We start from the raw sequence: 20,514 nt of genomic DNA on the forward strand, positions 1-20,514 counted from the left end.
TAAATTCAAAGGGAATAGATATGTTTACAAAAAAATATTTTAAGACAAAAAACGAAGTAGAAATTACTTTCCAGTGGCCAAAAGAAGATGTGGAAACAAAGAGCGTCGCTGTATGTGGTGATTTCAATCAATGGCAATCCACGCCGATGAAACTCAACCGCCAAAAAGTGTTCACGACTAAAATTCGCCTCCCAAAAGAGAGCAAATTTGAATTTCGTTACCTCGTTAACGACACTCAATGGGAAAACGACCCTGCAGCTGACGGTTACGTAAGTAACTCATATGGGAGCGACAACTGCCTGCTTTCGACACACGTCTCAGCGTAACACTACCTATATACTAATTAAGCCCAATCGCAATGTTTGGGCTTAACCGCCTCTGTAGCTTCGACAAAATTTTGAATTTATCAAATGGTTAATGCTTATTTACAAGCTCCCTATTTGTCTACCCCGTTTCACCCAACAAACATTTTAATGCTACTGACCTTTAATTAGCTCACACATAAAGAATATTGAAGTATGCTAATAATGTGGGTCGATTGTAGGGAATAGTGATGAAGTTCATTGTTGGATTATTATTGTTTTCTCAGTGTGCATTTTCAGAGGTTTTGATTGCACACTGTCGAGACAGACCTCCTGAGTTACAGATAACACAAGATGGCTGCGGTGGCCCCGTTGCCGAGATGATCGAGTTAGCTGTCTTACGAATTGGGCATGAGGTTAAGTGGGTCAACGTGCCTTGGGCTAGGACAATTAATACCGCAAAATCAGGCATGGTTGATATTATCCCCCGCCACTCTATTTCAGCTGAACGACGAAAGTTTCTCCATGCCGTTTCGTATGGTTGCCAAGTAAGACACGTTAGTTTTATCGTGAAACTTGGAAGTGATATTAAAATTGAAGATTCAAACTCTTTGTCTAGTTATAGAGTTGGGGTTATCCGAGGTAGTTTCTACTCAAACTCAATAAGTAAGAGACAGTATTCTGGTTTACACGCAGTTGACGATAATGAGCAGTTGATAAGTATGCTGTTGAATAATCGTATCGATATAGCTATAACATCCTCAGACCATGGCGTAGAGATATTTAAGGCTCAAGAAGGTCTCGCTGAGTTAGACTATAAAGAAAAATTTCACAACTCACGGTATATAAGTATGCCAAAACAATCGGATAAGAGCCGCTATTACTCAGACTTTGGTATTGAGATATTGGAGATGAGACTTTCAGGAGAGGTAGCCAAAATATTTTCCAAACATAATTTACCTCCCCCAGAACAAAACTGTCAGATTAATAAGCCATAAACAACTCATCCATAATTAATGGCCCATCAGCCGTAATTCATGGAGTATTTCGATCGGGATAATGTAAATAGAATGGGAGAGCGTTAATCATCAACCTTCGACCGCTTCTGTTCTAATAGATCGAGAGCTTCAATAATCTTCCCCTTAGATCCTTTCATCAGCCTGCCGCGATAAGTGATATACCATTCGTTATCGCCTCCATGGTCATTTTTAAGTTTGAACTCTTTATGATCAAACGTAAGCTGCTCGGAAAGTTGCTGCTGGCTTTTCTCAAAATGTTCAGGAGCAACAATGACCTTATGATCACACCATTGGTCTACTGACATCTTCAAGTATTCCAACTTACCTACCATAGAACAGTCAGTAATAGTCGCGCTCCAGTAATCTGGGTGCGCGGGGTTTCGTTTAAGCAAGTGACCTCTATAAAACTCGGTTCTCACCATGTTTTGTTTTTTAGACGAAGAATCCTTTGGTCCAAACAATGCTCGTAATGCTGTTGACATTATGCTCATGACTTCCCCTCACCACCGACATAGTGTGATATTAGTTCAATATATCAGGTTATAAATGTCACTTTTGTTTCTAACTCAATATTTGGGAATCAAAACATACTAAATATGTGAAAACATTGATGTGGGCAGAAAATTCTTCGAGGCAAATCTAGAGTTTTCGACGACTGTTAGCTTGTCAGTTATTCCTACCGCTTATAGAGATAACCAATAACGCAAGGTTAGTAATGCACGCTCTGAAAAATCCATTTCATCAATGACAGATTGAGTATCTAATGCGAGTTTTGGCTCATCGGTAATAATGCCATCAACACCCAATAAGAACAGTCGCTGCATAGCTGCTGAGTTGTTGATAGTCCATACGAGAACCTCTTGTTCTCGCTGCTGTATTTCTAAGATTCGCCACGTATTGAGCCATTGATCACTCACCATCAACATATCGACCTCTCGTTCTATCTCAGCTTCACCAACACTGGCGGCATAAATGAGCGCATAACGAAGTTGTTGCGGTCTACTTTCTTCTAATTCGCTCATTGTTCGAGTTAATAATTCAACATCCAGACTCGAAACAATCATTGCTTGTTGATAATCAGGAAGTAGCTTTGCCATCGCGATAGCAAGCTTAAAGCCTTGGTTGTAGCGCTTTAACTCAATATTGAATTCAATGTCTTGAGCATAGTCGTCCAACAGCTGCGTCAGCAACGGCGGTGGAATTCGGTCTTGCTTCCGATAAGCTGCGACAATTTCCGCATAGTTAGATTCTTCAACCACTAAAGAGGAGCCAAGCAAGCGACCTAAATCTTTATCGTGATACACCACCACTTGTCCATCTTTGGTGACCTGCACATCAATTTCAGTACTCCGAATCCCCAGTGAGATAGAGTACTGTATGCCCGCTTCACTATTTTCAGGTTGGTTGAATCCCCCTCCCCTGTGTGCGGTGATATAACCCGATGTGCCCGTTTGTAAATGTTTAACGAAATTACGAACGTCTGAGTAGCCATTAAACGCTGCAAACGCAATCAGCAATAACATCACACTACTGAGTGAAGCTCTACGTTGTGTACTTTGTTTCAGCCCGACGAATCGCTCTTGATCATTAACTAGTTTCAGGCGTTTGGTTTGCAAGCGAAGCACATAGTATTGACAGCTCGCATAGATAAACCGATCGACAAAACTGAGAAGTAAAGTCAATCCAAACAGCAGTAAACTAACCAGCATGAGCCACGGGTAACGCTCTGGATCAGAGGTGGCCCACTGCAGTATGGGCCCAAGTGTAAATAAAATGCTTCCGGCAAAAATAGCGGTAATAGCGACACGAACAAATAACCACGCGACATGACCAACGAAAATATGCGGATAAATGTCTTGGCTTAAGCGTCTAGCTTGTTTGAATAACTGCCATTGTGAGCAATTTTGAAAAAGGCTGAGTGGCAATGCTAACCACCAATTCGCCCAGTAACGAAGAACCAGTAAAACACTTGGTAAAGTGATGAGTATCAGCAAGCCAACGGCCGCCCATAAGGAACTCAGTTGATTAGTAATGTAGTAGTTGATATCCCAGTCATTGAGCATCAGCCCATAAACCCAGCGTCCGCACCAAAGTAAAGTGGCAAAAAGTAAACTCACCCCTATAGATTGAGCAAGTACCACTTTAATCACGCGCCAACTGCGTTGAATAATCAGTCCAAACGTATCAAGGATCGACCGTTTCCCTAGATCGTGTTGAGCAAGCAAAATACTGATCGTTGATTGCTCGATAAAAAAAGCGAAACTCAGCTGGGTCACAAACCATAAGGTCAATAGAAAACCTACTGGTGAAAGAAGGAAAGCAAGTAGCTCCTGATTAGCAATAGCATTCACGCCATAAAAGCCCATCAACTTTGAGCTGAGCCATAAATCGAATGGGACGAATAAAGTAATAAGAGCACTTCGTACTAGAATAAAACAAGCCAGCATCTGCAAACCACTGGCTTTGAGTCGATGCAACATAAAATACAAAATATGCCGACTGCGATGAAAAAATGCACTTATCAAAAGTTTGTTTCGCCTAATTTGTCTTAATCTTTCAGACCTCAATTATAACACTGGAAGTGATGGGAAGATCAGTTTGGAGTAAAGAAGCGAAGTAACGGTTATTTAAACCCGTTACCACTGCTTACTCATCAACATTTATCTATTCACACTTATCTATTTACAGGAAAAGCTATCAATACTTAGTTAAGCCAGACTAGGGATCCCGTATTGGCGGATCTTGTCGACATTGCGATTCATTAAGTGGCGCAGTACAAAACGGAACATAACTTTCTTGATACCAGAGAGATTACTTCCGTAGTTTTCGTAGAAGTCGTCCGGTTGGGCGTATGTCCCATAATCATCAGCAATACCTTCACTTTGAATATAGGTATCTCGCCCGTTCCAATCCACATCCGGATTAGACAAACACTTTGTAGAAATAGCGTAACCCGAGAAAGATTCATTTTGATCCGCAAAGCGCGTTTGAATCTGTTTTAGATACTCTTTATCTAAAATATAACCTTCTAGATTCACCCATTTTCCATCTTGATACACTTCCACCCAGCTGTGAATAATACGAGGAGGGGCAACAACAAATAGATAGTTCGGAATAGCCCCACGCTGTAGTTCATTATAAATAGTGAAACCATGGAAACGCGTTGAAATGCCCACAGCTCGAAGCAGTGCCATTAGTAACGTGCCCTTGGTATTGCACTGACCATAACCATCTTTTAACACTTGGCTTGCCGGTAGACGATCATCACTGTTGTAGCCAAACTGTATCTCATCACGAACAAAGTGATAGATAGCACCGATGGCATCGTATTGAGACAATGCTCGCCACTGTCTTTGTTTGACTAGGTTTTCGATTTCTGGGTGATTGAAATCCAACATTGGAGTGATTTGTAGATATTCTTTCGTTAGTTCATTCATACGTAATTCGCTCATGGGGTATTCCTCTTATTGGACTTTCTTCTCATTGGGTATGGTGAAAGAATAACGAGAGTGGCTTAGTAAAAATTGAATAAACTGGCTATGTATGAAAAACGGCGCTATAAAAATAAAAGCTCACCAACATACGCTAGTGAGCTTTATAGATTGATTCATCTTGTATAGATTAAGGCTGCTTTGATTAAGTTTGGACGGTGAGTTTACTTCGTTGGGAGACTGCTTAAGAACGAGTCAAAAGGTTCAGCTCTTACGCGACGTAAAATCCCTCTCATATCTGAAATTAGCGAATCATCTGACCAATCCACGCGAATATCAACGGGCGCTTGCGTCATACTTTCAACTCTCAGTGAGGCTGAATACGTTCCTCGCTTATCACCACCAGCAAGAAGCGCACTCTCTAATGAGGTGATCAACATTTCAGGTAACGAACGTTCATAGCCCTTCTTATAGATAGGGGGTTCTCCGCGGCGAACATCTTCACTGTTAACCGTAACAAGCTTAGTAAACGTCGTGATAAAGGCCGTTAGTACAGTCTCACTTTCTAGCATATTTCCTGCGACGGCAATATGAGGAAAAGCGACAGACCCCGAATAAGCAATATTGCTATCACCATGAATAAACGCGCTGTTTCCAAGTCTATCCATCACCATACATTGACGTTTATGGAACTCACTATCTTGCTGTTTGAGAAGTTCGATCACCTCATCGCAAGACAATTCATTCGCCAAATGTGACTTGGCGTATTCCGCATACCAAGGATTAGTATATAACCCCTGTGTCGCGCAACCACCAAGGCCGCGCCAACTGTGATTCACATACCCACCAACGGAAACACCGCCAGTTGCAGATAGGGAAGCAGAAAGACCTGTTTCTGGATTAAAGTGAACTAGAGAGATCGTCATTATCTTTTTACTTCAACCCTTAATAGCCAACAAGCTGTCCGATGAACAACGCTACAAAACACAGTAAGTAAACAAACAGCATGAAAGGAAGAATTGCACGAAGCCACTGCTCGTACGACACCTTACCTAGCGCTAGCATCGCTAACGTTCCGCCTGAAGTAGGAACTATCAGGTTCGTTAGGCCATCACCCACTTGGAATGCCGTGATCATCAGCTGACGGCTCATACCAACCAAGTCAGCCACTGGTATCAAAATTGGCATAGTAACCATCGCTTGACCTGAACCAGAAGGAACGAACAGGTTAATCAGACCCTGTACCAAACTAGCAACGATTGCAGAGATAGCGATCGGCATATCTTGAATCAAAGAGCTTAGCGCATATACGATGGTATCAATGATCTGAGCTTGGTCGAGAATCACTTGAATCGACGCAGCAACACCAATCACTAGTGCACCAGCTGTTACGCCGGAAGCGCCTTCCATCATCTGCTTAACAATGTCATTCGCACTGAGTTTGTTCACCATACCAATAGCGATCGCCATCATCAGGAACAAGCCAGCAATTTCATTGATATACCAGCCGTTTGCAAAAACGCCGTACAGCATGATGCCAAGGCCAGACAAGAATACCCCTAGTGTTAACTTATCTTGCTTACCTAAATGATAATCCGCCAAGTCTTTTGACAGACCTTCACTGCCTTCTGGCTCTTTGAAATCCATCTTAGTTACTTTAGCGCAGATGTAGTAAGCCAATAGACCTAGTGAGGCTAAAACCATCACAGTACGAAGCCACGCACCAGAAAACGTTGGTAATTCAGCAATACTTTGAGCAACACCGACTGTGTATGGGTTAATTGGAGATAGCGCGAAACCAATGCCAATACCACCTACTGCCATTGCCGTTCCCACGAGACTTGAATAACCAACCGCAGCGGAAATAAGTACAGCTACAGGCACGAGGGCGATGTTATTTTCAAAACCTACAGCCACACCAAAGAAGCCGTAAATAAACGTACCGATAACGATGATCAGGTTACGATTCTTCACACCTACTTTATGAACAGCAACGCCAATCGCATTCTCTAACGCCCCCGTCTTTTGCAGAATATGGAATAAACCACCCGCAATAAATACGATAAATAAGTACGGCGCAGCACTAATCAACCCTTGAGGGATTGAAACAAAAATATCGAAAACATGCACTGAGGGAGCATCTTTAAGATAAGTGAATGAGTCTGCTATCACTGACGTTTGGCCATTAATGACAACACGTTCAAACTCACCTGCTGGCACGACAAACGTCAATAGAAACGTTGCCACAAGGATCATGAAAATCAGCACCATTGGATCTGGCATATTTTTATACCAAGGCGTTTTTTGCTGTGTTTCCATCTTCTCTGTTATATCCATAGAAAGTACTCTCCATATTATACAGCTTGAATGCCCACTATCGCGAACAGACAACCCGTAACAAGCGTGACCAAAGGTCATTTAAAGAACTCTGGATTGTTATTTGGTCATCCTTATGACCCAATCCAGACGATTTATCATTTATTCAGACTGCATTGATAGACAAAAATGGTTCAGGACATTAAGTGCTGAAATGAGATCATTTTGTAGAATGGCTTCGTCAGGGTGATGGCTTACGCCTCCTTTACAGCGTAAAAACAACATCGCTATTTCAGTTAAGCTCGACACAGCAAGACCATCATGACCCGCGCCACTAAACAGTCGTTTCTCTTCAATTTCAGAATCGACCACCGCTTTAGCTAAGCGATCTGTCAGTGATTGAGAACAAATGACTGCTTGCTGCTCATACACTTGCTCATGGCGATAAGTTAGGTTGTACTGCGTCATTAAGCTCTGAATCTTCTCAAGCATCTCTGTTCTTGCAGCCAATCTTGACGCATCATTTGGCGAACGAAGCTCAATCGTAATATCCGTTTGTGCTGGAATGACATTTACGCCATCAGGGAAGTTTGCGATCTTGCCCACCACACCAACGAGGTCATCTTCGCGCTTGCAAAGCTTATCGAACATATCAATGATTTGAGCCGCACCGACTAACGCATCTTGACGCATTCCCATTGGAACGGTTCCTGCGTGTCCGGCTTTACCAAAGATCGACAGCGTATGACGCTCGATTCCAGTAATGGCCGAGACAACACCAACAGGCAAGTTTGCTTGCTCTAACTGAGGGCCTTGCTCAATGTGCAGCTCAACGAAACCCAATGTCTCTTCTTTCTTGTAAGCATCTTCTGCAATGCGGTCAGGCTGACAGTCAAACATCATCAAAGCTTCTCGCAGTGACATGCCATCTCTGTCTCGCGCTTCTAGCATCTGTGGATCGAAGATTCCGGAAATCGCTTTCGAACCAAGCAGTGTTGACTGAAAACGCGTGCCCTCTTCATCGCTAAACGACACGACGTCGATATGAAACGGAAACTCTATGTTGTTTGTGTGGAAATGATGAATCAAAGCAATCGGTAAAAGGACACCCAATATTCCATCGTACTTTCCGCCGTTAGGAACGGTATCTTGATGCGATCCAAAGATAAGCGTTTTAGCCGAATCAGTTTTACTCGCGTAGCGACCAATCAAGTTTGCAGCATTATCGAGACGCGGCGCCATGCCAGACTCTTCCATCCAGCGTCGCACTAATTCGTTCGCTTTTGCATGCTCTCTCGTTGCACATAACCTTGTGACCCCTTGTGCCTCTGGGTTATCGGTTTCTGAACAGTTAGCGATTTCTTCTAACCATTCCCAGGCTAAGCTGGCAGTTTCTACGAATTTATTCATGATTATTTGCTTAAAACTTATTCCAATTGCAGGCAATTTATCATGATAAATTAAAAATTAAACCTATTTATCATGATAAATAGACTTGAACTGTGAGCTTTGATTAGATCATAACCAGACAGTTTCATAACATTGGTTGACACAAATAATGGGTGACTTTTGACAAAATCACGTCACAATCAAACTGTTAAAAGACAAGCATCTAGTATTGAGGAAAACGTGGCAGGAAACGTAAAAGGTAGACGTACACAACAACTTGCTGAGTCTATTAAGACTTGGATCGTTGAACAATCTTTGCGACCAGGCGATCGTTTGCCCAATGAGTTACAGGTAATGGAAACATTCGACGCTTCTAAAAGCACGGTTCGAGAAAGTATGCGCATCCTTGAGGCTCAAGGGATCTTGAGAACGAAAACAGGGCCTAAAGGCGGGATTTTTGTTAATGAGATGAGTGAAAGTAAAGCGCAATCACTACTGAGTAATTACCTGTTTTTCAAAGATATTTCCATCTCTGACATCTATCAAATTCGACTGTCGTTAGAGCCAGATATTGCGGCCTCATTAGCTGGAACGCTTAATGAAGATCAGCTTCAAGCACTTGAGCAACAAATAGATAAATACCGCACCCCGCCTGCTGATATTTATCAAGAGCGCGATCATCATATTGCTTCAATTGAATTTCATAGCATGCTTGCTCAGTACTCGAATAATGAATTACTTAAATTCATTATTCGTTTTACTTCTCAACTACTTACCAATCTAACCATCTATAATAAGCTTTATGAGCCAGGTAACCATAAGCTTTGGCAAACGGGTATTCAAAGCCAAAGCACGTTGGTTGAAGCACTAAGACAAGGTGATGCGGTAAAAGCGAAGCAAGTTATGCAGCAACATATGCTTTCTGCACATCAGCTCATGAAGCAGCAAGAAGTCACCGTCGCTAACCGATTTTTATAGATGCTTAATGGCAGCTTGAGGCACTTATCCTAATATTCTTAACTTAAGACGCTTAAATAAGCCTACGTCTGATTACGCTGTTTCAACTGAAATATGCCATTTGCCTGCCGGATGGTAATGCCAAATGTGCTCTTGAAGGTACGGCTTAAATGGGCGCTATCAGAAAAACCGGCTTGATACGCAGCATGAGTGGCCGACTCACCATTTAAGATCGATTTCACTGCGCAAATCATTCGACACCACAACAGATAAGGCCGCCAAGGGATCCCTAACTCTTCACTAAAAAGGTGGAGAAAGCGGCTTTCAGATAACGCCATAGACTCGGCCACTTCTGATGCTCGCCAATTGGTTGGTTTGATGCAGTCGCCGCCCAAACAATCATGCAAATTCAGTATAAGTTTTCTGATCCGTTCATCTGTAATTTGGCTTTCATTAAAGCTGATTGATTGAACTGGCAACGCTAGCGTTTCAAATAGAGAAGAAAGCAGTACCACGATGTCGTCAATCTGATCACTTCCCTGATACGCACTGAACGCTTCTAATACATAAAATGGCTTGTCGTTTAATCGGGCTGATAACGCGACGCCAAGTTCACTGGTTGGTTCAACCAACAGAATCCAACCCTCCTCCATTTGTAATTGATGTTCGACATTTGAATCGATAATTAAAGGCGTCGTGACTTGCTGCTCACCAAACCGACAAGTACGTTCTTTTCTCGGCCACGCAAGCTGAATGGCATGGTGTTTATGGGAAGCTGCATCAATCGACTCCCCGTAAATGATGACTAGCCCTGCTTTAATCCAAACATTTGGCTTCATTCCTTTGCGCCTCTTTTCAATCGCACCATCTTATTAAAAAGGGATACCGATCAATTTTACTTCACCTTCAGGCCAAGACTGATTCAGGGCATACGCCATGACTTTGCCAGCAGCTACCCACTCTTTCTCAGGGTTGAACACCGTTATATTGCTTTTACATTCATAACCGCTTGAGCCATAGACTTCGACATCGCCAAACAGTACAGAGAAGGCATCGCCGCGTTCTGTTCTATCTTGGTGAATGTTATCTAGCAATCTTTTCACCAAGCCCTGCTTTCGATAATCAGAGTGAACACAAACCTCGGCAATTCCACAGATCGAATGTGCCTCGTCATTAATTAACACCTGCTTATCATGGACGGCAACGTGAGCGACAAGCTCTTCTTCATTCCAAATCATATAACGATGTTGTGGTGGTTCATTATAAAAGCGCTGACGGCTGAAAACTTCTGAATCTTGCCCGTTTACAAACGACGCGCTCAATAGTGATCGTAACTTTTGATCCAACTCTTCGGTTACCTTATGGTCTTCGATGTACTGGTAAATCATCTCATATCACCTAACTATCTGTTTATATTTCACATTAATAACGTTCTCTCTCTATGAATATATCACTGACTAGAGGTTCACGGAAACTTATCAAAAGCCCCCTCTATTTTCTGCAGAAAAGTTCGTTTCAAAGAAAGAGGAATGCGTTTCAAATCGATTGTTTTAATCACGCTTTCGTTCCAAATAACACTGCTCTCACAGATGTAGTTACCCCCCAAGAGTAGAGGCTACTTCCAAATAATATTATTAAAAAGAAATGCTCCGGAGCTTAGCTATATTTAGCTTGTTTATATCTCACTATTAATAACTCAAGGAAGAGTGATATGTTTGTTACTAAATTGATTCCAACTCGATTGATGGTTTTGCTGTCCATATTTTTTAGTATCAACGGTTTTTCAACCGACTTAACAAATGGAAATGCCGCAGCCGAAGTTGTTATACCCAACGCTATAGGCGCAATATTCGAAGCATCACCAAGTGGTGGGGATGCAACTCTAGTTCTACGAGCCACTACACTGCTTACCAATGCTTGGTTTGACGCATCCGCCCCCTACCACCCTACGGCTGTTGGCGTTTACTCTACTATTGAACGACGCCCAGAAAGCGAAAGTAACGACAATCGCAACATTAATATTGCCCTGCTTTATGCTTCACAACATATATTGAAAAGTCTTTATCCGCATCGCTCATCTGAGTGGGAAGCTATGCTAACCAATCTTGATTTAGATCCAACCAACACGTCTACGGATATTACCAGTCCGATTGGTATCGGAAATATCGCAGGGCAAGCGATTGTCGAAATACGAGAGCACGATGGTATGAACCAGCTCGGTGATGAGGGCGATAAAGTCTATAACCAAGTCGCTTACCAAGACTATCTAGGGTACAAACCCAAAAATACCGCTTATCGACTGATCAACCCTTCTGCTTGGCAACCGGCTATCCTCAGTACTGGTCATGGTTTGTACCGTGTTCAGCAGTTTGTTACCCCCCAGCATCGTAAAACTCTTCCCTACACCTATGACAATGTTCATGCCTTCCGCTCACCACGTCCTAAGGCGAGTAAGGTTTACAATTGGGCTGACTATGTAGAGCAAGCAGACCAAGTACTCGCAGAGTCCGCTAACTTAGATGATCACAAGAAAATGTATGCAGAGCTATTCGATAATAAAATTTTTAGTCTAGGATTCTCAGCTCTGTACGCTTCACAGGTCAATAACCTCAGTTTACTTGAGTTTATCCACTACGATTTTCTCACCAATGTCGCGGCGTTCGATACCTCAATCGCGATTTGGAAGGAGAAGTACAAGCACGATGCGGTGAGACCGTTTTCCGCTATTGGTTTTATCTATCGAGATAACCCTGTGACCGCTTGGGGTGGCGTAGGAGTCGGCACTGTCAGTGACTTACCTGCATCACAGTGGACAAGCTACCTGAATGTGGCCGATCACCCAGAGTATCCATCCGCTTCTGCCAGCTTTTGCTCTGCTCATGCTCAAACCAGTCGATTATATCTAGGCTCCGATGATCTTGGTTATGTTGTTCCTGTCGAACAAGGTTCTTCTATGGTAGAGCCCGGTATCACACCTTCTCAACCCATTGAACTTGTATTTGAAACTTGGAGTGATTTAGAAGACAAATGTGGACAAAGTAGAGTCTGGGCGGGGGTTCATTTTCCTGCATCCGTTCCTGCTGGACAGGATATCGGTCGAGAGATCGGTCAAATCGCTTACGAGTTTGTAATGAACCAGATTAACCCAGCCGCAGAATAAAGTGCGACTGAGTTTTTAGCACTAGACATAATAAAGGTGAGCAATAAGCTCACCTTTATTGGTCATTATGGAATGTATATTGAGGTGTTAACAGATACCTATTTTACTCTTCCCAGAACTTCCACCATTTTTTACTGTGTTCTTCTCGTTGCTGCTGGCCTTTTTCCGAGCCTTTTCCTAACTCATTACGCTCTTGATCCGCTTTCTTCTCTTTTTGCTTCTCAAGGCCTGATTTTTTCTCTTTCAGCTCTTCTTGGCTCTCTTCAAGAGCTTCCCTCTCATCTTCAAGAGATTCTAACTCTTCATCTAGCTTCTGTTTATCTTTCTTGTTTTTACTTTTCTTTCCCTTTTTTTTCTTCTCTTCTATTTGGGCATCAATTTCCATCTGACGCTCTTCAATTTGGCTCTCTATCTCTTGAGCTTGATCAACGCTTTTCACCTCTGCCAAATCTGGTTTATCTTTGCCCGCCCACTCAGGTTTGGCCGCATTACTCGGCGTTACAACCCAAATGGTTACTGATGCTATAGCGACAGCTAATACTGTTTTATTCATACTAAACTCCATTTACGACGCATTAAACAATGATTTCGACTTGTGAACCACGACAACCATTACTGTACCTAGACTATGCATATCCAAAGCTAATAAAGAGGTCGTTCATGACTAGCTAACCACCTCTACCGGAACGATAATTTCATACAAGGTGCCCTCACCTAACGAGCTTTGACAGCGAATTTCACCCTTCATATTTGAGATGGTGTTGTAAACAATGGTCATTCCTAGGCCAGTTCCTCCGCCGCCTCGACGTGTTGTATAGAAGGGTTCAAATATCTTAGCGACTTGTTCTCCGTTCATCCCCACACCGTTATCTTGAAAAAGAATAACGAGCTTACTTGTCCCTTCTAAGGAGACTTTGACATCAATTTTCCCCTCTGACATATCGGGGAAGCTATGTTCGACTGAGTTACTAAATAGGTGCGTTAAAATTACAATAAATCGATTATGATTAGCATTGATCCTGAGGTCATCAGGGCAGTTAAGAGAGACTTGTTCAGAAGTGATTTCATGTTTGTAAACCAATGAGTTAATAATATCACTAAGGAACTCTTTAACGTCAAACGGACGATCGTCAAGCGTGCCTCCTTCCGCCGCCACTTGCTTAAAGATCTTCACTAAACTTGCGCTTCTAGTCAGGTTGACTGAAGCAATATTTATTGCTTCTTCAAGGCTTTTAATTATATCTTTAGTCTCTTCAGAGGCTTCCTTACCTTTTGAGTTTTTAACCACTTCTTCCATATAAGAAACGGCCGTTATACTCGCACCTAACGGGGTGTTAAGTTCATGAGCCATACCACTCATTAAATGGCCAAGTGATGCCAATTTCTGGGATTCAATGATGTCTTGCTGGGCAGTACTGAGTTTATCCAATGAGTTTTTAAGGGCTTTGTTCTTTGCTTCAAGCATTGAGGGGCTTGGTATCGATAAAAAGAACGGCAATAAAAACCAGATCCAAACACCCGTTGCTAATGAAGTAACGGCGGTTATTGCTTTAACAACCGCTGACACGCCGTATATGGGCTTCCAAATGACGATTGCACCAACTAAGTGAGAGAGCCCACAAGCGAGGAATATGATGGAACCCGCTAAGATAAAGAACCATGGATAAGGCAAATCTTTACGTTTACGAACAAAAACGACGACTGCAATAGTAATAGAGAAGTAAGCAAGAGCCGTCACGACATCAGATATAACGGAGGTCCATAAAATATCGGGCCTCCACGCGTAGCACATTCCATGAGGCATAAACGAATCGATATTAAAAAATGAACCTTCACCCATTTCAGCACCTTAGCCAAAGCTTATTGGACCTTGGTTAAGCATATACCTGACTGTCGATCACTGCCGAGTTTCATAATGCTTAATGACTCTGATACCCGATTCCTCGACCCCCTAATGGTTTACCAACAATACTCTGCTACTCGTTTATTTCTCCAAATCACATTAACCGACAATATCATTCCGCAATATTGCAGACTCTATAAACTCGACAAATCGGTCAACTAAGGGGTTCACCTTTCGCTGTTTCCATATCAGGCCAACTTCCCAACTGCTCCCTTTTCCTTCTAGCGGAATCAAACGGACATTGGGTGGACAGATTTGATGAACACTTGCAGGCACGATAGTGTAGCCAATGCGGGCCGATACAAGTGCAAGCAAGGTTAAGATATCATCCGATTCTTGCTCAGCTACTAACGGTCTATTCTGATGTAGAAGATACGTGTCAATCTGCTGAGTAAGGCCAGGTCCCCTTTCTGGGTTGAGTTTTAAATAGTTCAGTTCGGAGAGCGATTGCCATAATCGACCGTCATCAATCACTTCATCTTCATGAATCGCCAGTACTAGCTGGTCCGTAAAAAGTGGCAAACTCACCAATAGTTCACTCACAGATAATCGATTAAAGCTTAAGTGCAACTCACCACTGTGGAGCTGACTACTCTGTATCGCCGACGGAATATCATTTAGAGTAATTTTCACCTTAGGATACTGTTGTTTGAATGAAGCGATATACTTAGGAGCGAGATGATAAGTGGATATTCCAAAGCCAATATTCAAATGTCCTACCGTCCCTTCCGCAACAAGATGAGACAGGCTCTTAAAGCTATTGAAATGGGCGACTAACCTCTGGGCATCAGAAAGTAATGTTTCTCCTGCCAACGTAAGTTTTGCTCCTTGTCGACCTCGCTCAAATAGCGGTGATTCAATTGACTCTTCTAGCCGTTGGATCTTCTTCGTCAATGCGGATTGGGTTATACACAACCGCTCAGAAGCTACACGATAGTTTCCGTCCTCTGCAAGTTGGCAAAAAGCATGTAACTGATCGATATCCATTCCATATCCTCATCAAAAATTGAATATCTTTCATTATATGGAATGAATGGAATTTAATAAACTTGTCTCATCAGTCATCAGCAACTAATAAGCAGGAAATCAGTTATGAAAGATATACGTGTTGCATCAGTCCAGTTTAACCATCGCGCAAATGACAAAGCTTACAACTTCTCGATCATTGAGAGTTACGTCTTACAAGCCCGCATTGAACAAGTCGAACTCATCCTTTTTCCAGAGATGTGTATTACCGGATACATGCACGTATCAAACCTAAGCCGAGACGAGATTCAAGCTATCGCAGAACCTGTTCCTCAAGGCTTATCTACTCAGAAATTACTTCGATTGGCAGAGTCAGAACAGATGACTATTGGCGCAGGGCTGATTGAGCAAGGTGATGACGGCAAGCTCTACAATACATTTGTACTGGCTATGCCGGATGGGAAAATAGCCAAACACCGTAAACTCCATACGTTTATTAGCCAACATATGGATAGCGGTGATCAATACACGGTTGTCGATACCCCACATGGTTGCCGTGTTGGGATCCTAACCTGCTGGGACAACAACCTTGTTGAAAATGCCCGCATGACCGCTCTGAAAGGGGCTGATATTTTACTCGCGCCTCATCAAACAGGTGGCTGTGACTCTCGAAGCCCTAATGCGATGGGACTGATTGATCCTCAACTATGGCACGACAGAGCGAGCAACCCTGAAGCTATTAAGAACGAAATGCAGGGTAAGAAAGGCCGCGAATGGTTGATGCGCTGGTTACCATCACGTGCTCATGACAACGGTATGTTCCTTGTATTTAGTAATGGCGTGGGTGTGGATGAAGACGAAGTAAGAACGGGTCATTCAATGATCTTATCCCCTTATGGAGAAACCATCGCAGAAACAAACAGTTTTGATAACGATATGGTTGTCGCAACACTTCAGGCGAAAGAGTTAGAGATGTGTACAGGTCGTCGCTGGATACGTGGTCGCAGGCCAAATTTATACCAAGACCTTTCCATTCCACAAGGCGACGAACTGAATGCGCATCAAGCTCGTTACGCAAAAAAATAACACCTGTAATACTCAGCCGTTCAGATAGTTACAACATATCGTTCCACTTAATTTACTCGTAGTTACATTTACCCATTGTAAATGCGAGTAATTTTCATTAGCATCATTATTAGTTAAGAAGAGCCGCTATAACAGACCAATAGAAGACGAAGAAAATGGGCGACAGAAACAAAGACAAAAAGCTCAAAGAAGACGATATAGCGAAAGCTAAGCGTAAATCGTTAAAAAAACTAAAAAAGCTCGCGAGAAAATCGGATAAAACCATTGTTCAATTAGAGCTCCCTTCGTCAATGCCAAGCGAACTTCGCAAGGCAGCAAATCAAGCCATTCTTAACGCGATTAATGAAATTACCGATTCTTTTACCCCCACAATTTCTTGGGTTGATGGTAACGATGAGCCTCGACGCGAAGATGAATTAAAAGAGACACACGCTTATTCAGAATCAAAGCGTCGTAAAGAAAAATTGTGGCGCAGTCATGGTTTGGTTAAGGCCTCTAATACAATACACTCGTCATCGATCATTCCAACCGCCGATGTTCCATTAAAGTCTCCTCCTTGCAAAAGCTGCCCTGCATTGCAATTAGGCTTGTGTAAATGCGCAATGAAAAGACTTCAAAAAAGCGCCTAACTCTCCCTTTTCTTAATACCTATGAGAAAAAAAGCCAGCAACCTAAATTGCTGACTTACGTAATCAACGCCTATTGACTGAAAAAAGGCGTTATGCGTAACTATTTTCTCTCAAGCTTAAAGTAGTTGACGTTAAAGTTGGTATTGTTGGTTGAATCATCCACTCTGAACGTCATGCTGTGCTCACCCTTCTTTAAAAAGATCTCGCCCACTTCCTGAATAAAGAAAAGAGAGTGACTGCTGGTGTTCTCTACTTCATGGTGAAGTGTCTCTTGCCCTTCAAACTCTAAAAAGAAAGCACCTGCTTCTTGCTGTCGAGCTGACACTCTTGTACTCACTGTGTAGCTACCCGTCTTAGGGACATCCACCGTGTAATTGATCCATTCACCATTACGAATCCAACACAAATGCACCGCACCATTGGTATCACAAATATCGACACTGTCGTACGCTCTAGAAACACTGCCTTTATTGTCTGGCGTTGTATCGTAATAAGAAACTCCAGGCCCTTTAGTACCAAAAGCGTCAGCCATGACGACTACGGTTTCTTCTTTCTTTTTACTGATTGCCGAACCGTGCTCGATATAGTGGGTAATTTCTTCAATGTTGTCGGTTTGAATCATGCTGGTGTACATATCGTTAAGCAGCACGCCCCAGCCTTGGTCTGGATTAAGGTGGCTCGCTTCATCGGTATAACCCGCTCCCAGTCCATACCACAATGAGTTCACCCAAATTCGGCTGTCTTTACTTAAGCTCTCTAATAGTTCAGGTTGAACATGAGACTCTGAGTGATGGCTAAATACCATTTCATAAGCTGTTGGTGTATGACGGTCAAACTGCTCAATATGATCAGCGTTCGATTCACGGACAATATGCATATACAGCACATTACTATCTTGATCTAGAAACTCTTGCACTACTCTTGGGTCGTCATTACTTTTAAACAAACCAATATTAATGGCATTGTTCTCTTCTAAAATTCGGTAGATGTCGTCTCTTAATCCCCAAGCGTGGTCAAGATTAATCAGTGCTCGGCCACCAACAGCGTCAATCACTTCTTCCAAAGTTGGGATTTTATGCTCGGTAATTGGCATCTCACCGCCCTGCTTTCCTCTCAAGTAATACTGCTTAACCTGAGCTAATGTCATTTGATCAATTCGACCTGAGCCATTTGTAGTACGGTCAATCGTTTGATCATGAGCAACAACAATATGACCATCAAGCGTCCGTTTAAAATCAAGCTCAACCACAAGCACACCTTGCTCTATAGCTGAATGAATCGCAGGAATTGAGTTCTCAGGAGCCACTCGCCAATCTGCTCGGTGAGCCACCACCATAACTTCGGCATTTGCTGATGTGTCTCTTAAAATTTCTTCCGGTGACATTGCCTGTGCCCCAAACGTTGCTGCGGCAATTAATAATGCTAGTTTTTTCATTTAACCCTCGTGAATTATAATTATTTTGTATTTAATTCATTAAGTTGGAACTTCCAACTCAATCTCAACGAGGCTAAATCATCACTGTTTCATTTTTGGGAATGAACGACATTTACTCCAGTTACATAGCGCTTATTGAATGAAGATCTGTTTCATTCTCCCTGTAATATTAATGACTTACGCACTTAACTTAGAGTTGATATAGAAATTAAACAAGTATCAATGGAACAACGAAAAAGCCAACCCATAAGAGTAAATAACTCAAAGGGTTGGCTGGAAATCTTACCGAATGCTGTTACACACTAATGCAGTACAGCACATAGGGGGGTGGTAAGATCAGGAGACATATTTATTTAGGAAAACTTCATTAAGCTATCCCTAGTACACCGTGTATCTCAGTTTTAATCGTGTCTGATTGCGTGCCAAAGATGGCTTGTAAACTGTCACCAATCACCAGTACTTCACGTGCACCGAGCTGTTTCAGCTTTTCTCTGTCAACGTTCGCAATGTCTTTCACGCTAACTCTTAAACGTGTAATACAAGCATCAACCGACTTAATATTCGGCTTACCGCCCAGCGCTGCAACAATATCAACCGCTACCTCATCGGGTTGACCGGCAATTGCTACTTCTGCGATATCCGTTTCACGACCTGGTGTTTTAAGGTCTAATTTAGTGATAAGCAGACGGAACAATCCGTAGTATAGGCATGCCCAGATAGGACCAATGATGAAGAACATCCAAGCATTGCTCGACATTGGGTAGTACAAGAAGAATTGGATAGCACCGTGCGCAAAGTCCGTACTGTGCTTGATTTCCAAGAATGCCGTTAACGCAAACGCTATACCCGTCAAGAAGATATGAATAACATACAATACTGGCGCAACGAACAAGAACGTAAATTCAATCGGCTCTGTGATACCCGTTAACCAAGAAGTAAGCGCCGCTGTTAACATTAAGCCACCAACAACTTTCTTACGCTCTGGCGTTGCACAATGATAGATAGCCAATGCTGCTGCAGGCAATGCCCACATAGAGTACATGAAGCCTCCCGACAGATAGCCCGCTGTTTTATCACCTGCGAAGAAGCGAGATAGTTCACCAGTGATCTCTTTACCTGTTTCAGGGTCAATATAACTGCCTACTTCAAAGAAGAACGGAGCATTCCAAATGTGATGTAACCCAACAGGAAGTAAAGAACGTTCGCCAGCTCCATAAATGGCCCAAGCCAATACAGGATTTTGATACGCAGCCCAATTAGAAAATGTATCAAGCATCTGACCGACTGGTGGCCATAAGAACGCTAACACTGCACCAACTAATATCGCGGTTATGCCTGTGATAATGGGTACAAAACGTTTTCCGGCAAAGAAACCAAGGTATTCGGGTAATCGAATATTATAGAAGCGGTTATACATCATGGCGGCAAAGGCACCGATAATAATCCCGCCGAACACCCCCGTTTGCAGCGTTGAAACGCCCATAATTGTCGCATCGGTTTCTAAGCCTCGAAGACCAGTAACGATACCTAATGAAGCGTTCATGATGATAAGCCCCACTAAACCCGCCAGTGCTGCCGCACCATCGTTGCCTTTCGATAAGCCGAGAGCAACGCCGACAGCAAACATCAGTTGCATGTTTCCAAATACGCCATCACCTGCTGCCAGCATAATTTTACTCAGCGCATCAGGAATAAACGCAAACCCAGCATTACCTATTCCGAGCATTAAACCGGCTACAGGAAGTACCGCAACGGGCAGCATTAATGAGCGCCCTATTTTTTGTAGTTGTCCAAAGATATTACCTAACATTCTTCCCTCCTAGTTGGAGATTGTTATTCATTCCACGATTGGTTTTTAAGTTCATCGGTTTCTAAATTCATTGGTTTTTAAATTTGTTTATGAAGCCTAATCATCATATCG

19 protein-coding genes are annotated in these 20,514 nt (G+C 42.7%); 6 read left to right on the top strand and 13 right to left on the bottom strand.

Annotated features, from left to right (window positions below):
* The first annotated feature begins 20 nt into the window (after positions 1–20).
* Both L4C54_RS01985 and L4C54_RS01990 read left to right on the top strand, forming a co-directional pair.
* The gene (locus L4C54_RS01985; RefSeq protein WP_428806881.1) at positions 21–326 is read left to right on the top strand and encodes an isoamylase early set domain-containing protein; all 306 of its coding nucleotides are present in this window, start codon (positions 21–23) and stop codon (positions 324–326) included.
* A gap of 227 nt (positions 327–553) precedes the next feature.
* Positions 554–1,300 (top strand): substrate-binding periplasmic protein, encoded by a 747-nt coding sequence (locus L4C54_RS01990; protein ID WP_428806882.1) that lies wholly within the window; start codon positions 554–556, stop codon positions 1,298–1,300.
* Between the two features lie 83 nt (positions 1,301–1,383).
* Here L4C54_RS01990 and L4C54_RS01995 read toward each other — a convergent pair whose 3' ends face one another.
* The 6 genes from L4C54_RS01995 to L4C54_RS02020 form a co-directional block, all read right to left on the bottom strand.
* Positions 1,384–1,812: a DUF3319 domain-containing protein gene (locus L4C54_RS01995; protein WP_428801781.1), complete on the bottom strand. Its 429-nt coding sequence runs from the start codon at positions 1,810–1,812 to the stop codon at positions 1,384–1,386.
* Positions 1,813–2,004: 192 nt separating this feature from the next.
* Positions 2,005–3,801, bottom strand: a complete 1,797-nt coding sequence (locus L4C54_RS02000; protein WP_428806883.1) for a glycerophosphodiester phosphodiesterase — start codon at positions 3,799–3,801, stop codon at positions 2,005–2,007.
* 228 nt (positions 3,802–4,029) lie between these two features.
* The gene (locus L4C54_RS02005; protein WP_428806884.1) at positions 4,030–4,773 is read right to left on the bottom strand and encodes a transglutaminase-like domain-containing protein; all 744 of its coding nucleotides are present in this window, start codon (positions 4,771–4,773) and stop codon (positions 4,030–4,032) included.
* Between the two features lie 203 nt (positions 4,774–4,976).
* The gene (locus tag L4C54_RS02010) at positions 4,977–5,678 is read right to left on the bottom strand and encodes a DUF1028 domain-containing protein (RefSeq protein ID WP_428806885.1); all 702 of its coding nucleotides are present in this window, start codon (positions 5,676–5,678) and stop codon (positions 4,977–4,979) included.
* A 19-nt stretch (positions 5,679–5,697) separates the two neighbouring features.
* The gene (locus L4C54_RS02015; protein WP_428806886.1) at positions 5,698–7,089 is read right to left on the bottom strand and encodes a YfcC family protein; all 1,392 of its coding nucleotides are present in this window, start codon (positions 7,087–7,089) and stop codon (positions 5,698–5,700) included.
* 141 nt (positions 7,090–7,230) lie between these two features.
* Complete coding sequence (locus L4C54_RS02020; protein WP_428806887.1) at positions 7,231–8,478, bottom strand: M20 family metallo-hydrolase; 1,248 nt, start codon at positions 8,476–8,478, stop codon at positions 7,231–7,233.
* Positions 8,479–8,697: 219 nt separating this feature from the next.
* On the opposite strand from L4C54_RS02020, the gene L4C54_RS02025 reads away from it, so the two are divergent.
* Entirely contained in the window at positions 8,698–9,435 is a 738-nt protein-coding gene (locus L4C54_RS02025; RefSeq protein ID WP_428806888.1) for a FadR/GntR family transcriptional regulator, read from the top strand.
* Positions 9,436–9,497: 62 nt separating this feature from the next.
* Here L4C54_RS02025 and L4C54_RS02030 read toward each other — a convergent pair whose 3' ends face one another.
* Together L4C54_RS02030 and L4C54_RS02035 are read right to left on the bottom strand one after the other, a co-directional pair.
* Complete coding sequence (locus L4C54_RS02030; RefSeq protein WP_428806889.1) at positions 9,498–10,253, bottom strand: helix-turn-helix transcriptional regulator; 756 nt, start codon at positions 10,251–10,253, stop codon at positions 9,498–9,500.
* A 33-nt stretch (positions 10,254–10,286) separates the two neighbouring features.
* Complete coding sequence (locus tag L4C54_RS02035; protein WP_428806890.1) at positions 10,287–10,802, bottom strand: GNAT family N-acetyltransferase; 516 nt, start codon at positions 10,800–10,802, stop codon at positions 10,287–10,289.
* A 323-nt stretch (positions 10,803–11,125) separates the two neighbouring features.
* On the opposite strand from L4C54_RS02035, the gene L4C54_RS02040 reads away from it, so the two are divergent.
* Positions 11,126–12,574, top strand: a complete 1,449-nt coding sequence (locus L4C54_RS02040) for a vanadium-dependent haloperoxidase (RefSeq protein WP_428806891.1) — start codon at positions 11,126–11,128, stop codon at positions 12,572–12,574.
* A 103-nt stretch (positions 12,575–12,677) separates the two neighbouring features.
* On the opposite strand, the gene L4C54_RS02045 is transcribed toward L4C54_RS02040, so the two are convergent.
* The 3 genes from L4C54_RS02045 to L4C54_RS02055 form a co-directional block, all read right to left on the bottom strand.
* Positions 12,678–13,127: a hypothetical protein gene (locus tag L4C54_RS02045; RefSeq protein WP_428806892.1), complete on the bottom strand. Its 450-nt coding sequence runs from the start codon at positions 13,125–13,127 to the stop codon at positions 12,678–12,680.
* A 111-nt stretch (positions 13,128–13,238) separates the two neighbouring features.
* On the bottom strand, positions 13,239–14,414 hold the full coding sequence (locus tag L4C54_RS02050) for a sensor histidine kinase (RefSeq protein ID WP_428806893.1): 1,176 nt from the start codon (positions 14,412–14,414) through the stop codon (positions 13,239–13,241).
* Positions 14,415–14,576: 162 nt separating this feature from the next.
* Complete coding sequence (locus tag L4C54_RS02055) at positions 14,577–15,464, bottom strand: LysR family transcriptional regulator (protein ID WP_428806894.1); 888 nt, start codon at positions 15,462–15,464, stop codon at positions 14,577–14,579.
* 105 nt (positions 15,465–15,569) lie between these two features.
* Here L4C54_RS02055 and L4C54_RS02060 point away from each other — a divergent pair, with 105 nt between their 5' ends.
* Entirely contained in the window at positions 15,570–16,529 is a 960-nt protein-coding gene (locus L4C54_RS02060; protein ID WP_428806895.1) for a nitrilase family protein, read from the top strand.
* A gap of 155 nt (positions 16,530–16,684) precedes the next feature.
* Entirely contained in the window at positions 16,685–17,158 is a 474-nt protein-coding gene (locus tag L4C54_RS02065) for a hypothetical protein (protein ID WP_428806896.1), read from the top strand.
* Between the two features lie 100 nt (positions 17,159–17,258).
* Here L4C54_RS02065 and L4C54_RS02070 read toward each other — a convergent pair whose 3' ends face one another.
* Complete coding sequence (locus tag L4C54_RS02070) at positions 17,259–18,593, bottom strand: glycerophosphodiester phosphodiesterase family protein (RefSeq protein ID WP_428806897.1); 1,335 nt, start codon at positions 18,591–18,593, stop codon at positions 17,259–17,261.
* 367 nt (positions 18,594–18,960) lie between these two features.
* Positions 18,961–20,403 (bottom strand): glucose-specific PTS transporter subunit IIBC, encoded by a 1,443-nt coding sequence (gene ptsG, locus L4C54_RS02075; protein ID WP_428806898.1) that lies wholly within the window; start codon positions 20,401–20,403, stop codon positions 18,961–18,963.
* Positions 20,404–20,514 lie beyond the last annotated feature (111 nt).

The sequence above is a fragment of the Vibrio lamellibrachiae genome, from assembly GCF_050337265.1.
Lineage (GTDB): Bacteria > Pseudomonadota > Gammaproteobacteria > Enterobacterales > Vibrionaceae > Vibrio > Vibrio kyushuensis.

Excerpts from the sequence above, each read along its gene's own strand:
- L4C54_RS01985 (WP_428806881.1), top strand. The coding sequence starts at position 21 with ATGTTTACAAAAAAATATTTTAAGACAAAAAACGAAGTAGAAATTACT.
- L4C54_RS01990 (WP_428806882.1), top strand. The coding sequence starts at position 554 with ATGAAGTTCATTGTTGGATTATTATTGTTTTCTCAGTGTGCATTTTCA.
- L4C54_RS01995 (WP_428801781.1), bottom strand. The coding sequence starts at position 1,812 with ATGAGCATAATGTCAACAGCATTACGAGCATTGTTTGGACCAAAGGAT.
- L4C54_RS02000 (WP_428806883.1), bottom strand. The coding sequence starts at position 3,801 with ATGTTGCATCGACTCAAAGCCAGTGGTTTGCAGATGCTGGCTTGTTTT.
- L4C54_RS02005 (WP_428806884.1), bottom strand. The coding sequence starts at position 4,773 with ATGAGCGAATTACGTATGAATGAACTAACGAAAGAATATCTACAAATC.
- L4C54_RS02010 (WP_428806885.1), bottom strand. The coding sequence starts at position 5,678 with ATGACGATCTCTCTAGTTCACTTTAATCCAGAAACAGGTCTTTCTGCT.
- L4C54_RS02015 (WP_428806886.1), bottom strand. The coding sequence starts at position 7,089 with ATGGATATAACAGAGAAGATGGAAACACAGCAAAAAACGCCTTGGTAT.
- L4C54_RS02020 (WP_428806887.1), bottom strand. The coding sequence starts at position 8,478 with ATGAATAAATTCGTAGAAACTGCCAGCTTAGCCTGGGAATGGTTAGAA.
- L4C54_RS02030 (WP_428806889.1), bottom strand. The coding sequence starts at position 10,253 with ATGAAGCCAAATGTTTGGATTAAAGCAGGGCTAGTCATCATTTACGGG.
- L4C54_RS02035 (WP_428806890.1), bottom strand. The coding sequence starts at position 10,802 with ATGATTTACCAGTACATCGAAGACCATAAGGTAACCGAAGAGTTGGAT.
- L4C54_RS02040 (WP_428806891.1), top strand. The coding sequence starts at position 11,126 with ATGTTTGTTACTAAATTGATTCCAACTCGATTGATGGTTTTGCTGTCC.
- L4C54_RS02045 (WP_428806892.1), bottom strand. The coding sequence starts at position 13,127 with ATGAATAAAACAGTATTAGCTGTCGCTATAGCATCAGTAACCATTTGG.
- L4C54_RS02050 (WP_428806893.1), bottom strand. The coding sequence starts at position 14,414 with ATGGGTGAAGGTTCATTTTTTAATATCGATTCGTTTATGCCTCATGGA.
- L4C54_RS02055 (WP_428806894.1), bottom strand. The coding sequence starts at position 15,464 with ATGGATATCGATCAGTTACATGCTTTTTGCCAACTTGCAGAGGACGGA.
- L4C54_RS02060 (WP_428806895.1), top strand. The coding sequence starts at position 15,570 with ATGAAAGATATACGTGTTGCATCAGTCCAGTTTAACCATCGCGCAAAT.
- L4C54_RS02065 (WP_428806896.1), top strand. The coding sequence starts at position 16,685 with ATGGGCGACAGAAACAAAGACAAAAAGCTCAAAGAAGACGATATAGCG.
- L4C54_RS02070 (WP_428806897.1), bottom strand. The coding sequence starts at position 18,593 with ATGAAAAAACTAGCATTATTAATTGCCGCAGCAACGTTTGGGGCACAG.
- ptsG (WP_428806898.1), bottom strand. The coding sequence starts at position 20,403 with ATGTTAGGTAATATCTTTGGACAACTACAAAAAATAGGGCGCTCATTA.